Source organism: Streptomyces sp. Tu 3180, from assembly GCF_009852415.1.
GTDB lineage: Bacteria > Actinomycetota > Actinomycetes > Streptomycetales > Streptomycetaceae > Streptomyces.
The window spans coordinates 7,675,538-7,691,041 of the sequence record NZ_WOXS01000002.1 but is presented as its reverse complement, the minus strand read 5'-3'; the positions used below and the strand labels follow the sequence as shown (position 1 = coordinate 7,691,041).

General features: G+C 75.6%; 7 protein-coding genes and 1 pseudogene. 2 read left to right on the top strand and 6 right to left on the bottom strand.

Annotation, left to right across the window (positions count from 1 at the left end):
• Positions 1 to 60 precede the first annotated feature (60 nt).
• Positions 61 to 201 (top strand): hypothetical protein, encoded by a 141-nt coding sequence (locus GL259_RS34625; RefSeq protein ID WP_159537348.1) that lies wholly within the window; start codon positions 61 to 63, stop codon positions 199 to 201.
• On the opposite strand, the gene solA is transcribed toward GL259_RS34625, so the two are convergent.
• A complete protein-coding gene (gene solA / locus GL259_RS34620) occupies positions 173 to 1,321 on the bottom strand; it encodes an N-methyl-L-tryptophan oxidase (protein WP_159537346.1) in 1,149 nt (382 codons plus the stop codon). The two genes, GL259_RS34625 and solA, sit on opposite strands and share 29 nt — an antisense overlap.
• A 397-nt stretch (positions 1,322 to 1,718) precedes the next feature.
• Between solA and GL259_RS34615 the strand changes: the two genes are divergently transcribed.
• Positions 1,719 to 2,870, top strand: coding sequence for an AfsR/SARP family transcriptional regulator (locus GL259_RS34615; RefSeq protein WP_159537344.1), 1,152 nt, complete (start codon positions 1,719 to 1,721; stop codon positions 2,868 to 2,870).
• Between the two features lie 146 nt (positions 2,871 to 3,016).
• Here GL259_RS34615 and GL259_RS34610 read toward each other — a convergent pair.
• From GL259_RS34610 to GL259_RS34590, 5 genes and pseudogenes are all read right to left on the bottom strand, one after another.
• Positions 3,017 to 4,548, bottom strand: a pseudogene (locus GL259_RS34610) (MFS transporter).
• Positions 4,549 to 4,885: 337 nt separating this feature from the next.
• Positions 4,886 to 5,611, bottom strand: coding sequence for an aminotransferase class IV (locus GL259_RS34605; RefSeq protein WP_208026557.1), 726 nt, complete (start codon positions 5,609 to 5,611; stop codon positions 4,886 to 4,888).
• Positions 5,612 to 6,026: 415 nt separating this feature from the next.
• Positions 6,027 to 7,046 carry a methyltransferase gene (locus tag GL259_RS34600; RefSeq protein ID WP_159537342.1) on the bottom strand — a complete coding sequence of 340 codons (1,020 nt, stop codon included), beginning with the start codon at positions 7,044 to 7,046 and terminating at the stop codon, positions 6,027 to 6,029.
• A 183-nt stretch (positions 7,047 to 7,229) separates the two neighbouring features.
• The gene (locus GL259_RS34595; RefSeq protein WP_159537340.1) at positions 7,230 to 7,466 is read right to left on the bottom strand and encodes a hypothetical protein; all 237 of its coding nucleotides are present in this window, start codon (positions 7,464 to 7,466) and stop codon (positions 7,230 to 7,232) included.
• A complete protein-coding gene (locus tag GL259_RS34590) occupies positions 7,463 to 15,118 on the bottom strand; it encodes a non-ribosomal peptide synthetase (protein ID WP_159537338.1) in 7,656 nt (2,551 codons plus the stop codon). Before GL259_RS34590 ends, GL259_RS34595 begins: the two co-directional genes overlap by 4 nt.
• Positions 15,119 to 15,504: the final 386 nt, after the last annotated feature.

Genomic DNA, 15,504 nt, shown 5'->3' with positions numbered 1-15,504 from the left:
CCGGCTCTGTGCCTTTCGCTGCCGACGGAGACCGGTGCGGCCCGTCAAGGACGGCGGCGCATGGTCACCGAAATCGCCGACAAGGTACCCGTGGCCGCTACAACCAGTGACGATCCCGGCGAATGCGGAGCCGTGCCGCACCGCGATCCGCCCAGTATTTCGGAATCACCGGTCATTTCAGGACGGCCCGATCCGGACTGACGAAGTCCAGCGGCATGCGCGCGGGCCTGTGCGTTACCAGGTCGGCCAGGATCTCCCCGATACCGCTGGCGTGTTTGAAACCGTGCGCATTGCAGCCCCCGGCAAGAATCAAACGCGGATCGCCCCCCGGTCTTCCGATGACGAACTGCCCGTCGGGCGTGGCGGTGAGCATGCACACCGAAACCTGCGAGGGAATGGGTTCGAGCCCGGGCAAATAGCGTTCCAGCACCCTCGTGAGGTCGGCCCAGTCCTCGCTGACGGCACTCCGGTCGTCCGTGTCCGGGTCGATGGGGCGCGGCCTCCTCCCATGGGCCTCCAGGCCCAGCTTGACGCCGTACTCCTTCTCGCTGCCGTTGCCCCACAGGACCTCCTGCCCCGGAAGCTCACGCATGAACACGGGAAAGCGGTCCAGTTCGAACCGGTCGTCACCGGTGGCGGAACGGAACCACGTGATCGGCATCCGCAGGGGGGTCAGCGCCATGCCCGGAACCAGCGAGGCGAGCCAGGAACCGATGGCCATCACGGCTTGCCGCACCCGTATCAGTCCCCCTCCGGTCTCCAGCTCCACGCCGCCGGAGACCAGTTCGACGGAGTGCACCTGGGTGCCGGTGACGACCCGCGCCCCGGTGGAGCGGGCGAGCCCGGTCGCGGCGCGTACGGCTTCCTCGGGGCGCAGGATGCCGGCCGACGGCTCCCACACCGCGATGTCGTCGGGGCCGGGTTCCGCGTGCTGGCCGAAGCGTTCGCGCAGCTCCGGCGGGGCCAGTCGCTCCACGTGGATGCCGTGCCGGCGCGCGGCGCGCAGCGTGCCGCCGACGACACGGCCGCCCTCGGGCCCGATCAGCAGTCCGCCGCGGTTCTCGAAGAGCGGCGTACCGGTCAGGCCGGCGAGTTCGTGCCACAGTTCCAGCGATCGCCGTGCCAGCGGCACGAGTTCGGGATGTTCCAGGCAGGTGACGCGGAACATGCGCGACCCGCCGTGCGAGGCCCCCCAGGCGTGACCCGGGTGGAACTGCTCGATGCCGAGGGCGTCGACGCCCCGGGAGGCGATCTGCCAGAGCGCGCAGGATCCCCACGCGCCCAGGCCGACCACCGCCACTTCCGCGTCCCAACTGCTCATGACCCTCCTGACGTCCGGGCGGTGCGACCCACGGGCGAGAGCGGTCAGGGCGTTCCGGTGCGCCTCGGGCCCGAGGACCGCGGGGAAACGCACCGATGGTCGCCCGGCCCGCTGACACGACCCTGACGACCTGCCAGGAGACTGACGTACAAAGTGTTTCCCAAAGACCGTCAGTGGCGGAATCTCATGTGGTGACTCTTTCAACGTGGCCGCTTAGGATCATCGCAACACGGGTTCCGGCTTCGCTGGAGCGCCGCGTCGGTCACCTGGCAGGTCCCGTCCGTTCCACAGGAAAGGAGGCGGCGGCGGAGCCCGGTCTCATCCCCCCACACAGAACCGTCTGGGAACCGGATTTCCGACAACAGCGGGAGAAGGTGTGAAGTTCAGAGTTCTTGGATTGACGGAGCTGTACGACAGCGTCAACCAACGCAGGGTCCCCCTCAGCAGCCACAAGCAGCGCACCCTGATGGGAGCACTCATCGTCAAGTGCGGCTCCACGGTTTCCGCCGAACAGTTGAGCGAGGAAGTCTGGGGCAATTCCAAACCTCGTAAGTCCGCCAACGCCCTCCAGGCCCAGATCTACCGATTACGCCGGATGATGGATCCGCTCAAGGGCGGCGAGGCCGCCGCCCAGGAGTGTCTGATCACCGAGGAGTCCGGTTACGTCCTCAGAGCCGACCCCGAGCAGATAGACAGCGAGGTCTTCGTCCGCACCGTCGACCGGGCGCGTCACACCGCCGCCCAGGATCCGGCCCTCGCGGAGAAGATGGTCCGCGGCGCGCTGAAGCTGTGGCGCGGCCCGGCCCTCCAGGGCAGCCGCGGCCCGCTCTGCACCGCCGGCGCGGCGATGCTGGAGGAGGCGAGGCTGAGCGCCCTGGAACTCCTCTACGACGTGTCGCTGCGCGCCAACATGCACGCGCACGTCATCGCCGAACTGGAAGAACTGACCAACAGCTACCCACTGCGGGAACGTTTCTACGACCAGTTGATGGTCGCCCTCTACCGGTGCGGCCACCAGGCACAGGCACTGAGCGTCTACGAACGGGTCCGTCGCCGTCTGGCCGACGAACTCGGCGTCACACCGGTACCCGCGCTCAGCAAACGGATGCAGCAGATACTGTCCCACTCCCCCGAACTGCTGGACGTGCAGGCGTCGGGAGCCACCGATTCCCGGGGCCCCCAGCGGATCACCCTGCGCACCCAGCCGTCCTCCTCGGCCATCGCGCCCGCGCCCAGCACGGCGCCCCGGCCCGCGGGCGGCGTCCGCCGTCCGCCCGGACCCGGCAACTCCGGCCCCGGGCCGGCCCGCCCGGGCCCGCTGTCGGGGCACGCCCGCGCCGAGTCCCCCGTGGACGCGGAGTTGCGCCGGTTGCGTCTGCAGGTGAGAGAGCTCATGTCGCAGCAGCAGACGCTGGTCTCGACGGTGCAGCAGCTGTCCACCCAGCTGGAGGAGGCGATCGAGGCGGTCGAGGAACACCGGCCGGGGCACGGCGCCGACACCGGCCGGCCGCCCTTCGGGGAACCCCGGCTGCTGCACCGGCGGCCATAGGCGCGCACCGGGGCCTGTCCGGCGGACCGGGTCGCAGGAGACCTGCGGCACGGCCCGCCGGACAGGCCCGGTCGGGTGCGCCGGGAACCGCCCTCGGAACACCGGTCCCGGCGCACCCTGCCGCGGCGGCCCGAGGGGCCCGCCGGTCAGTCGGCCGCGGCGGCCTCCGTCGGCTGCTGCGCGTCCTTCTCGGCGGTCCGCGCCTGCTCCGCCCTCTCGGCCCGCAGCAGCATCGATCCGGCGATGCAGCCGCCGACCAGGACCGCTCCCGCGCCGATGAGCTGGCTGAGCGTCAGGGCCTGTGCGAAGCCGTCCCGGACCTCGTCCAGCAGTCCCGGGGAGCCGTCGGCCGCGGCCACGGCCTCCGGATAGGACTCACCGGCGGCCGAGCGCAGCGCGTCGGGCACCGCTTGGGCGAAGATCCCGGTCAGGACCGCGCCGAGGACGCCGATGCCCAGGCCGCTGCCCAGCTCCTGCAGGGTGTTGTTCACTCCGGACCCGGTGCTGGCGCGCTCGCGGGGGATGGAGCTCATCAGCGCGTTGGCGACCAGGGGACCCGAGACGCCCGCGCCGCCGCCCAGCAGCAGCAGACCGGCCACCAGGACGGCGTAGCCGTTCTCGTCGGGCGCCAGCGCCACGGTGAGCAGCCCGACGGCCGAGCAGGTGACACCGATCACGATGCCCTTGCCGACGCCGACCGCCTTCAGCACCCGCGGGCTGACCAGGATGCTGCAGGCCAGGACGCCGATGGCCATCGGGGTCAGCTGGGCACCGGCCTCCAGCGGGTCGTAGCCGCGCAGGAACTGCAGGTCCTGGGTGAGCAGGAACAGCGAGCCGGCCAGACCGAAGGCCGTGAGGATCCCGCCGAAGACGGCGCCGCGGAACTTGGGGTTGCCGAACATCGCCATGTCGAGCATGGGATCGTCGACCCGGCGCTCCCACCACACGAACAGCGCGACGCCGGCCAGGCCGACCAGCCCGGCGCCGAGGGTCTGCGGCGCCAGCCAGCCGTCCCGCGGCACGGAGATGACCGCCCACACCAGCGACACCACGGACACGGTGGACAGCAGCGCGCCGGCCAGGTCGGGGCGGGAGTTGCCGGGGTCCTTCGACTCCGGCAGCAGCACGCCCATGGCGATCAGGCCGACGATCGCGACCGGCACGTTGATCAGGAAGGTGGAGCCCCACCAGAAGTGGTCGAGCAGGAACCCCCGAGGACGGGGCCGAGGGCCATGCCGGCGGAGGAGACCGCCGCCCAGACGCCGATGGCCCGCGGTCGTTCCTCGTCGTCGAAGGTGCGCACCAGGACGGCGAGGGTGCCGGGCATGAGGAAGGCCGCCCCGATGCCCATCAGCGCGCGGGCGGCGATGAGGACCTGCGGGGAGGGAGCCAGCGCGCCCAGCAGGGACCCGCCGCCGAACACCGCCAGGCCGAGCAGCAGGGCGCGCTTGCGGCCGAGCCGGTCGGAGAGGCCTCCGGCGGTGATGAGCAGGCCGGACAGGATGAGCGTGTAGGCGTTGAGCGTCCACTGGATCTGCGCGGTGCTCGCGCCCAGTTGCTCGGTGATGGACGGGATGGCGACGTTCAGGATGGTGTTGTCCAGAACGATGACGAACAGGGAGGTGCACAACACCGCGAGGATCCACCAGCGACGGGGATCACGCTGCGTCTCGGACATGAAGGAACTCCTGAGCAGGGGACGGAACATTGCGGATACGCAAGAACCGAAGACCGCCCGTTGGTCCTCGTCAGCCGCGCGGACGGCAGAACCGAAGCGCGAGGACGCGGCAGTGCCGGACAGATGCCACGGCAACGGCAGCAGGCTGAGAGCGACGCCGACGGGGCTCCGTCGAAGGAGCGGGGCGGCGTCGTGGCATGACGTCGTGAAGAAGAGGAGACGTCAGGTCGGTCGAAGACAACGGGCGATGCCCGCGCACTCAGTAGATCATGGAGCAAGCCTCCCACAGCGTTTCGCGGTCGGTCAAACCGCTTCCCGGCCACGCGGGCGGGACCGGTCAGCAGGGGTCGCGGTCCACCGGATGGCACCAGCCGTAGGGGTCGGCCGCCTCGCCGCGGTGGACGGCGGCCAGGGCCGCGGAGAGTCGGCCGGCGACCGGGCCCGGCCGGCCGTCGCCGACCGTCCACGGCCCGTCCGCGCCGAGCACGCGGCCGACGGACGTGACCCGGGCGGCGGTGCCGCACGCGAAGACCTCCGTGATCCGGCCGGCGGCGCAGTCCTCGCGCCACCGGTCGAGCGCCACGGGGGCCTCGGTGACCCGCAGTCCGAGGTCGCGGGCGAGGACGATGAGGGCGTCGCGGGTGACGCCGGGCAGGATGGTCCCGGTCAGCGGCGGGGTGAGCAGTTCGGCCCGGTCCCCCTCGCCGTACACGAAGAACAGGTTCATGCCGCCCAGTTCCTCCACCCAGCGGCGTTCCACCGCGTCCAGCCAGACCACCTGGTCCGCGCCCCGCCGGGCGGCCTCCTCCTGGGCGCGGTAGGCGCCCGCGTAGTTGCCCCCGCACTTGGCCGCCCCGGTGCCGCCCGGGGCGGCGCGCACGTGGTCCTCGGCGACCGCCACCGTCACGGCCCGGGCGTCCGCGCCGAAGAAGTTGCCGGTGGGGAAGGCGATGAGGACGAACAGGCAGGCGCGGGCGGGCCGCAGCGCCAGATGGGCCTCGGAGGCGAACAGCACCGGCCTGAGGTACAGGCTCCTGTCGTCGCCCTCGGGGATCCAGTCCATGTCCTGGCGGACCAGGGCCTCGGTGGCGGCGACGAACAGGGGGGCCGGGACCTCGGGAGGGCGAGCCGCCGGGCCGAGGCCGCGAGCCGGCGGGCGTGGGCCAACGGCCGGAAGACGGCGGCCCGGTCGGCCGTCCTGCGGTAGGCCTTGAACCCCTCGAACACGCTCTGCCCGTAGTGCAGTCCGACCGTGGCCGGGCTCAGCTCCAGCGGGGCGAACGGCTCCAGCACGGCGTCGTGCCAGCCGTCGGCGGCGGTCCACCGCACGGTGACCATGTGGTCGGTGAACACCTCGCCGAAGGCGGCGCCGTCGGCCGCCGGCCGGCGCCGGCCGGCGGGCACGGACACCGGGCCGGGGCGCAGGACGACGTCCGGGGGCGCGGTCGCGGTCGTGGCGCCGGCGGTCACGGGGCGTGTCACCGGTGCGCGATGAACAGGCGGCCGGTGGGGAAGGCCAGGGTGACCGCGCGGGCGTCGGAGAAGCCGGCGCCGCGCAGCTTGCCCAGCCACTCCTCCTCGCTCAGCAGCCTGCGCCGCATGAACTCCCCGTGGTAGTACGACACCGCTGCGCTGAACCGGCGCTCCCGCGGGTCACGCAGGTACGGCACGGCGTCGGTGACGGCGAGGAACCCGCCGTCGGCGAGCTGGTCGCGGCAGTTGGCGAGCACCGCGTCGCACACGTCCTCCTCGTCGGGCAGCATGTCGTGGAAGACGAAGCCCGCGTGGATGACGTCGGCCTCGGCCAGGAAGCCGGGGTCGTCGGCCACGGACTGGATGGTGCGCTCCAGCACCTCGAGCCGGTCGGCGAGACCGGCCTGCGCGACGGCGTGCTCGGCGGCCCGGCAGGCGTCGGCGGCGAAGTCCAGCCCGATCCCCGTGGAGCCGGGCACGGCCGACAGCGTCTCGATGAGCAGTCGGCAGGTGCCCGCACCGAGGTCGACCACCTTGCGGGGCTTGGCGTCGACGATGGTGGCGAGCGCGGCCGGGTAGAAGGCGTGCGACCCCATCCACTGGGAGCTCACGGCGACCTCCCGGTAGTCGCGCACGTACGTGCGGGCGGCCCGCTCCCAGTCGGTGAAGAACTCCCGGGCGTGTTCGATGAAGGGCCGGTTGGCGTTCATCGTCCAGGAGATGTAGCCGGCCTGGTGCCGTACCGTCTCGAAGTCGGGGCAGCCGCGGTAGTGACCGGTGCTCTCCCGGACGACGAGGCCGGCCGACTCCAGGGCGTCCAGGTAGCGGGTGAGGGCGGGTTCGGGCAGGTCCGCGGCGGCGGCCGTCTCCCGTGTGTCGAGGACGCGGTCGCTGCCGAGACGGTCCAGGACGCCGAGCCGGTCGCCCATCTCCAGCAGGGCCGCGGCGGCGGCGAGGTCGGGGGCGGGCCCGCTCGCCTCGATGCCCTCGTGCAGGTGCTTCTCGGCGACTTCGTGGGATGCCATGCGCGTCTCTCCTTCTGCTTCGGAGTGCGGCCCGGGCCGAGGTGCGGCGCCGCCCGGTCGGGCGGGTGCGCGGCCCGGTGCGTCGGACGGTTTCTCCGGCCCGTTGTCGTGGACTGTAGGAGGCGGCCATGACGTCCGGCTGACAGTGATCTGACGGCGCCGGCGGCCGGTGGACGGGCCGCCTCAGCGGTCGCGCCAGGCGGCCTGCAGTTCGTCGAGCTCTGCCTGGTCGAGGTCGACCAGGGGCAGGTCGGACGGTGTCCAGCCGCCCGGATCGCCGTGCCGCGCGTGTTCCGTCAGGGCGGTCAGCGCGCGCAGCCAGGCGTCGGACTGCGCCTCCACCGTGCCGGGCGCGAGCAACCCGTCGGGCCAGCTCCACACGGCGTGCAGCCGGGGCCCTTCGGGGCCGTCCAGGGTCACGGCGTTGACCTCCAGGTCGTGGGCGACCGGGAAGTCCGGGTCCGCTCCCCGCCGGCGAGGGCGGTGTCGTCGGGCGCGGCGCTCCACGGCGTGTCGTCGTGGCGGAACCGGCCGAGGTAGTTGAAGGCCAGCGGCGGCGGATCCAGGCGGGCCAGGACGGGCGCCGTCCGGTCGTTGAGCCTGCGCAGCAGGCCGAACCCGGATCCGTCCGAGGGCAGCGCGCGGACCGCCTCCTTGACGCGCCGGACGGCGTGGCCGAGCGCGGCTCCCCCGGCGAGCGCGTCGTCGGGGTCGAGGTCCGCGAGCGGCAGCCGCAGGGGGTGCAGGCAGGTGAACCAGCCGACCGCCGTGTCCGGCGGCGCGCCGGGGCCGGTGGTGTCCCGGCCGTGGCCCTCCAGGTCGAGCAGGACGTCACCGGCCGTCCGGCCCGCGCGGGCGGCCTGGTGGAGGAGGGCGACACCGAGGGCCGCGACCAGCGGTTCGAGCACACGGCAGTGGAAGGCGGTGGGCACGGTGGTGAGCAGGTCCCGGGTGACGGGGACGGGCAGGTCGGCGGTGTGGTGCCGCAGGGCGGCGAAGGTGTCGCGGCGCGGATCGCGCGGGCGGGCCCCGAGCCGCAGCCGGGGTGCCTCCAGCACGGCGGTCCACAGGGGCAGTTCGCGCACCCGCCCGGGGGACGCGGCCTCCTCGGGGAGCCGGGCGGCCCAGTCCGCGTAGGGGGTGCGGGCGGGGGGCCGCGGCAGTGGTGTGCCCGCGAGCGCGGCCTCGCAGGCGGTGCGCAGCGCGGGCAGCAGGACGCCCCAGGAGACGGCGTCCACGGCGAGGTGGTGCACGACGAGGGCCAGCCGGCCCTCCCGGTCGCCGGCGTCGAACCACACCGCGCGCAGCATCCGCCCCTGTTCCGGGGCGAGTTCGGCGCGGGCCCGGGTGAGCTCGGTGGTCCGGACGGACTCGTCGGGCGCCGCGTCGACGGGCACGCGGCGCAGGCAGTCCGCGGCGTCGGGGGTGCCCTGCGGGGCCGGGCGCAGGCGCAGGCGGGCGGCGGCCGGGGCGGACCGGGGGCCGCGCAGCAGCGTGGTGCGCAGCGCGTCGTGGCTGTCGATGAGGTGCTGCAGGGCGCGCAGCAGCGGGCCGGTGTCCGGCAGCGGCGGGGTGCGCACGATCATGGTCTGGCTGAACGTGTCCACCGGTCCCCCGCTGTCGTGGAGCCAGTGCGCCATGGGGGGTGCCGGGAAGGGGCCGGTGGCGGGCGCGGTGCGCCGCGGTCCCGGGACGTCGTCCGGGTCGCCCCCGGTCGCGGCGTGGGCGGCGAGCGCGGCGGCCGTACGGTGCTGGAAGACGTCCTTGGTGGCGATGCCCAGACCGCGCGAGCGCAGCAGGCCGACGAGCCGGATGGCCAGGATGCTGTCGCCGCCGTGTTCGAAGAAGTCGTCGTCCGGGCCCACGGTGGTCGTCCCCAGCACCTCGGCGAGGGCCGCGCACACGGTCTCCTCCGTGCCGGGGCGCGGCGGGCGGGACGCCCGCGGGGGCGGGGCCGGCTCGGCGCCCGGGGCGGGCAGCGCGGCGCGGTCCAGCTTGCCCTGCGCGGTGACGGGCAGCGTCTCCAGGGTGACGAAGGCGGCCGGGACCATGTGGGCGGGCAGGCTGCCGGCGAGATGGCGGCGGAGGTCGGCGGGGTCGGCCCGGTGGCCGCGGCCGGGGACGACGTAGGCGACCAGCCGGCGGTCGCCGGGGCGGTCCTCGCGGGCGACGACCGCGCAGCGGCGTACGGCGGGGTGGCGGCCCAGGGCGGCGGTGATCTCCCCGGGTTCGACGCGGAAACCGCGGATCTTCACCTGGTCGTCGGCCCGGCCGAGGTATTCCAGGGTGCCGTCGGCGCGCCGGCGCCCGAGGTCGCCGGTGCGGAAGGCGCGGCTGCCGGGCGGGCCGTAGGGGTCGGCGACGAAGCGTTCGGCGGTGGCGCCGGGACGTCCCCGGTAGCCGTGGGCGACGCCGGGGCCGGCGATGTACAGCTCGCCGGGGACGCCGGTGGGTGCCAGGCGCAGACGCTCGTCGAGGACGTGGACGCGCAGGCCGGCGACGGGGGTGCCGATGGGCACGACCGCTTCCCCGTCCAGGGGGAGGCTCATGGTGGCGCAGGCGGTGGTCTCGGTGGGGCCGTAGGCGTTGACCAGACGGCGGCCGGTGGACCAGCGGGCGGCCAGCGCGGGCGGGCACGCCTCGCCGCCCACGACGAGGGTGCGCAGGCCGGGCAGGGACTCGGGCGGGACGCCGGTCAGCGCGGTGGGCGGCACCAGGGCGTGGGTGATGCCCCGGGCCGCGGCGACCTCGGCGAGGTCGGCCCCGGCGAGCGGTCCGGGCGGCGGGACGACCAGGGTGGCGCCCGCCGCGTACGCCATGAGGGTTTCCATCACGGACGCGTCGAAGCTGGGTGAGGCCAGTTGCAGCACGCGGCTGCCGGCGTCGAGGGCGAAGCGTTCGACCTGGGCGGCGGCCAGGGCGGGCAGTCCCGTGTGCGGGACCACGACGCCCTTGGGGGATCCGGTGGAGCCGGAGGTGTGGATGACGTAGGCGGGGTCGTCCGGGTGGATCGGGCGCGGGCGCTCGGCGTCGGCGAGCGGGGTGGCGGGCAGGGCCGCCAGGGCGCTCCGGACGGCGGGCTCGTCGAGGACGATCCGCCGGGTGTCCCGCGGCAGGACGGCCGTGTGGGCGGCGGCGGTCAGCACGGGGCCGCCGGGGGCGGCGGCCAGCAGGTGCCGGACGCGTTCGGCGGGGTAGGTGGGGTCGACGGGCAGGCAGCAGGCGCCGGTCTTGAGGACCGCCAGCCAGGCGAGTGCCGCCCGGCCGCAGCGGGGCAGCGCGATCGGGACGACGGTGCCGGCCCCGACGCCGTCGTGCAGCAGCAGCCGGGCCAGCCGGTCGGTGGCGGCGTCGAGTTCGGCGTAGGTGAGGACGGTGCCGTCCGCCTCCAGGGCGGGGCCGTCGGGGCGGGCGGCGGCCTGCGCGGCGAACAGCGCGGGCAGGTGCGGGTGGGCGGCCGGGGTGGCCGGCGGGTTCCAGGGGCCGAGGGCGAGCCGCCGCTCGCGCGCCGAGGTGAGGTCGACGTCGGTGACGGGCCGGGCCGGGTCGGCGGCGACGGCGCGCAGCAGGGTCAGCAGCCGGCGCACCGTGGCGCGGGCCGTGCCGGCGTCGAAGAGGTCGGTGGCGTACTCGACGTCACCGGTGAGGCCGGCGGCGGTGCCGTCGGCGGCGCGCCGCTCCACCAGGTTGACGGTGAGGTCGAACTTGGCGGCGCCGAGGTCGACGGGGAGCGTGGCGGTGGGCACCCGCGGCAGGTCCAGCCGGGGTGCGGTGTCCTGGAAGGACAGCACGACCTGGAAGAGGGGGTGACGGCTGAGGGTGCGCTGCGGGGCGAGGGCGTCCACGACCCTGTCGAAGGGGACGTCCTGGTGGTCGTAGGCGGCCAGGTCGGTGCGCCGGACCCGGGCGAGGAGCTCGGAGAACGAGGGGGAGCCGGAGGTGTCGACGCGCAGCGCGACCGGGTTGACGAAGAAGCCCACGACCTCGTCGGCGGTCGCGTCGGGCCGCCCGGAGGTGGGACTGCCGATGACCACGTCGGTGCCCGCGCCGGAGGCGGTGAGCAGGGCGGCGAGGGCCGCGTGCAGGACCATGAAGAGGGTGGCGTGGTGGTCGCGCGCCAGGGTCTGCAGGCGGGTGTGCAGGTCGGCGTCCACCTCCAGCGGGACGCTCGCGCCGCCGTGCCCGGCGACGGCCCGGCGCGGCCGGTCGGTGGGCAGGGGCAGCTGTTCGGGGGCTCCGTCGAGGGTGCGGCGCCAGTACTCGAGTCCGTCCGGCCGTGCCGCGGGCCCGCCGGCCGGCGGGCGCAGGGCGGCCGGGTGCGGGGCGGGCCGCGACCAGTGGGGGGCGCGGCCGAGGCGGCGGGCGGCGTAGGCGTGGCCGAGGTCGCTCAGCAGCGGGCGCAGGGACCAGCCGTCGCCGGCGATGTGGTGCAGCACCAGCAGCAGGACCCGGACCGGGCTGCCGTCGGGTGCGGGCGGAAGCGCGAAGAGGGTGGCGCGCAGCGGCAGGTCGGCGGCGAGGTCGAAGGGGAGGCGGGCCGCGCCGGTCAGGTCGCCGGGCAGCTCCTGTTCGGTGGTGGTGCGGGTGGTCAGGGCGAGGCGGTCGGCCGCGGCGGGCGGCAGGATCTCCTGGACGGGTTCGCCGTCGGTGTCCGGGTAGCGGGTGCGCAGGATGCCGTGGCGGCGCACCACGTCCCGCAGGGCCTCCTCGAGGGCGCGGTGGCCGGGGTCGCCGGTGAGCCGGAAGGCGCAGGGCAGGTTGTAGGTGGCGTTCGGGCCCTGCATCCGGTGCAGCGCCCACATGCGGCGCTGGGCCGGGGCCAGCGGCAGCCGGCCGGACGCGGGGACGGCCGGGACGTCCCCGTCCGGCTCCCCGGGAGCCGGGGCGGGCGGCGTGCCGGCGCCGGGCCGCGACGGCGCGGGGCGCACGCGGGTGGCGAGGGCGGCCGGGGTGGAGGCGTCGAAGACGGTGCCCACGCCGAGGTCGGCGCCGAAGGCGGCCCGGACGCGGGCGACGAGCCGGGTGGCGAGCAGGGAGTGTCCGCCGAGGTCGAAGAAGTCGTCGTCGGCGCCGACCGGGCCGCAGCCCAGCACGTCCTGGAAGAGGGCGCACAGCTCCCGCTCGACGGGGTTCGCGGGCGCGCGGCCCGCGGGGCGGGCCACCGGGTCGGGCAGGGCGTCCCGGTCGAGCTTGCCGTTGGGGGTCAGGGGCAGCGCGGGGAGGGCGACGACCGCGGAGGGCACGGCGTGCGGCGGCAGGCTCCGGGCCAGGCGGTCGCGCAGGCCGGCGGGTTCGATCCGCGCGCCGGCCGCGGGCACGACGTAGCTCACCAGCCGCGGGCCGGTGGTGGGGCCGTCCTTCAGCACCGTGGCGCAGGCGGCCACGGAGGGCAGCCGGCCGAGCTCGGCGTCGATCTCGGCGGTCTCGATGCGGAAGCCGCGCAGCTGGACCTGCCCGTCGGCGCGGCCCAGGTGGGCCAGGCCGTGTTCCTCGGTGTACCGGGCGAGGTCGCCGGTGCGGTACATCCGGGCGCCGGGCGGGCCGTAGGGGTCGGCGACGAAGCGCTCCGCCGTGAGCGCGGGCCGGCCCAGGTAGCCGCGGGCCAGTCCGGCGCCGGAGACGTACAGTTCGCCGGTGGTGCCGGGGACCGCTGGCCTCAGCGCGCTGTCCAGCAGGTACAGGCCCAGGTCGGCGAGGGGCTGCCCGATGGGGCTGCCGGTGGTGGCGGTGCCGGCGGCGCGGCGGTCCATCGGCAGGTGGGTCACGTGCACGGTGGTCTCGGTGATGCCGTACATGTTGACGACGCGGGGGCTGTCCTCGGGGTGGCGTGTGTACCAGTCGCGCAGCGAGCCGGGGTCGAGCGCCTCGCCGCCCAGGACGACCCGGCGCAGGGCCAGGTCCCGTCCCAGGTCGGGACGTTCGCCCTCGGTGAGGATCAGCTGCTGGAACGCGGTGGGCGTCTGGCTGAGCACGGTGACGCGTTCGGCGGCGAGCAGACGCAGCAGCCGGGCGGGGGTCCGGACGGTGTCGTGCGGGACGACGACCAGGCGGCCGCCGTGCAGCAGGGGGCCCCAGATCTCCCAGACGGAGAAGTCGAAGGCGTACGAGTGCAGCAGCGTCCACACGTCGTCGGCGCCGAACCCGACGGCGGGGCGGGCGGTGGCGAAGAGCCGTACGACGTTGCGGTGCGGGACGACCACGCCCTTGGGGCGTCCGGTGGAGCCGGAGGTGTAGATCACGTAGGCGGTGTGGTCGGGGTGCGGGGCACGGCCGGGGCCGCCGCGGTCGGCGTCGGTGAGGGGGGTGTCGGCCAGCGCTTCGAGGGCGGCGCGGCAGGCCGGGCCGTCGAGGGTGATCCGGTGGGGGCCGGCGGGGACGCGGTCGGCCTCGCCGCTGACGGTGAGCAGCAGGGCGGGCCGGGCGTCCTCGATCATGAGCGCGAGCCGGTCGGCGGGGTAGCCGGGGTCGAGCGGCAGGTAGCCGGCGCCGGTCTTGAGGACGGCGAGCAGGGCCACCGGCAGGACGGCGGAGCGGGGCAGGGCGAGGGCGACCAGGTGGCCGGGCCCGGCGCCGTGCCGCAGCAGCAGGCGGGCCAGCCGGTCGGCGCGGCGGTCGAGTTCGCGGTAGGTGAGGTGCTCGTCCTCGGCGGTGACGGCGGTGCGGTCCGGGTGACGGTCGGCCTGCCGTGCGAAGAGGCCGGGCAGCGTGCCGGCGGGGTCGGGGGCCGGTGCGGGCGCGGGCCGGGTGGCGCGGCGCTCGGCCGGGGTGCGCAGGTCGATGCGGGCCAGCGGCCGGTCGGGGTCGGCGGCGAACTCCTCCAGGAGGTGCAGGAACCGCTCGCGGTGGCGGTCGAGCTCGGCCGCCGGGTACCGCTCCGGGTTGGCGTCCAGGTCGACGGGCAGGGGCCCGGATCCGGAGTCGTAACAGGTGATCTTGAGGTCGTCGACGGGTCCGTTGGACAGGAAGTCCAGCCGGGCGGGCAGCGTGGCGAACGCGCCGCCGGCGGAGCGCATGATGTTGACGACGGGGCCGTACAGGGGCTGCCGGGAGCCGAGGATCCGCAGGTCCCGGCGCAGCTCCTCCTGCGGGTAGCGCTGGTGGCGCAGTGCCGCGCGCAGGGCGTCGGCGGCCTGGCCGACGAGGTCGCCCACGAGGGTGCCGGGACCGGCGGTCAGGCGCAGCGGGACCACGTTGGCGGTCATGGCGGGGGTGCGGCGGGCGGCGGGGGTGAGCCGGGCGTTGACGGCGAGGCCGAGCACCAGGTCGGTGGCGCCGGTGAGGCGGTGGACGAGCGCGGCGACGGCGGCGACCACCGCCGCGGGGCGCGCGCTGTCGAACCGGGCGGCCAGTTCCTCCAGCGCCCGGGCCGGTCCGGCCGCGAGGGTGCCGCCGGAGCGGACGAAGGCGTGCGAGGTGGTGGCGGGCGGGCCCGCGAGGGAGAGGGCCGGGGGGCGGTCGCGCAGGGCGCGCAGCCAGTGGGCGCGGTCGTCCTCGAACCGTCGTGAGGCCCGGTACGCCGCCTCCTCCTCCCACAGCCGGGCCAGCGGGGCGGCCGGGTCGGCGGGGACCGCCCGTCCCGCGGCGAGCGCGGTGTGGACGGCCTCGACCCGGCGCTGGAGGAGCCACATGCCCATGCCGTCGAGGAGCAGGTGGTCGGCCCGGTGGTACCACAGGTGGCGGTCGGCACCGGCGTGGAAGAGCACGTGCGCGGCCCGCGGGCCCCGGTGCGGGGGCGCGGCGGCCGCGAGGTCGTCGCGCATCCACCGCAGCGCCTCCTCGGCGGTGGCCTCCTCCCGTGTCACGGGGACGTGCGCGGCGGGGGCGAGGCGCTGGACGGGCTCGTCGCCGTCGGCGCCGTGTTCGGCGAACTCCAGGCGGAGGGCCTCGGTGCCGGCGACGGCGTGGCGCACGGCCTCGGCCAGCGCGCCGGTGTCGAGCGGGCCGCGCAGGTCGAGGCAGGCGGCGCCGTTGTGGAGGGGGTTGCCCGGGTCCAGGCGCTGCGCGTACCAGATACCGCGCTGCGCGGCTCCGAGCGGGACCCAGTCGGTGGGGCGCGCTGCCTCGTCGAGCATCGGGACGTCCTCCCGGGGGGCCGGCGACAGGGAAGGGCGCCGCCGCGACGGCCGCTGAGGCCGTGCCGGGCCGCCCGCCGGTCATCGTCGCGGACCGCTCTGATAGGCCGCTGACGCCGGTATGACGGGGGACGCGCCGGGCGGTGCGCGCGGGCCGCCGGGGCCGGTGGGCGGACGGGCGCGCGGGCCGGCCGGGCCGGGTGAGGGGGCGTACGGCGTGAGCGTCGTGGCTCGTCACGGGTGCGGCGCCGGAAGGTGCACCGCGGCCGTGCGCACCGGCCGGGCGGGCGGATCGCGTCGACGCGCCGCGCGCCGCGGTCCCGGATCGTCGCGGGGAGGCGGCCGTGCGTCCGCTCCGTCGGTGCGGGCCCGGGCCGTGGCCGGGG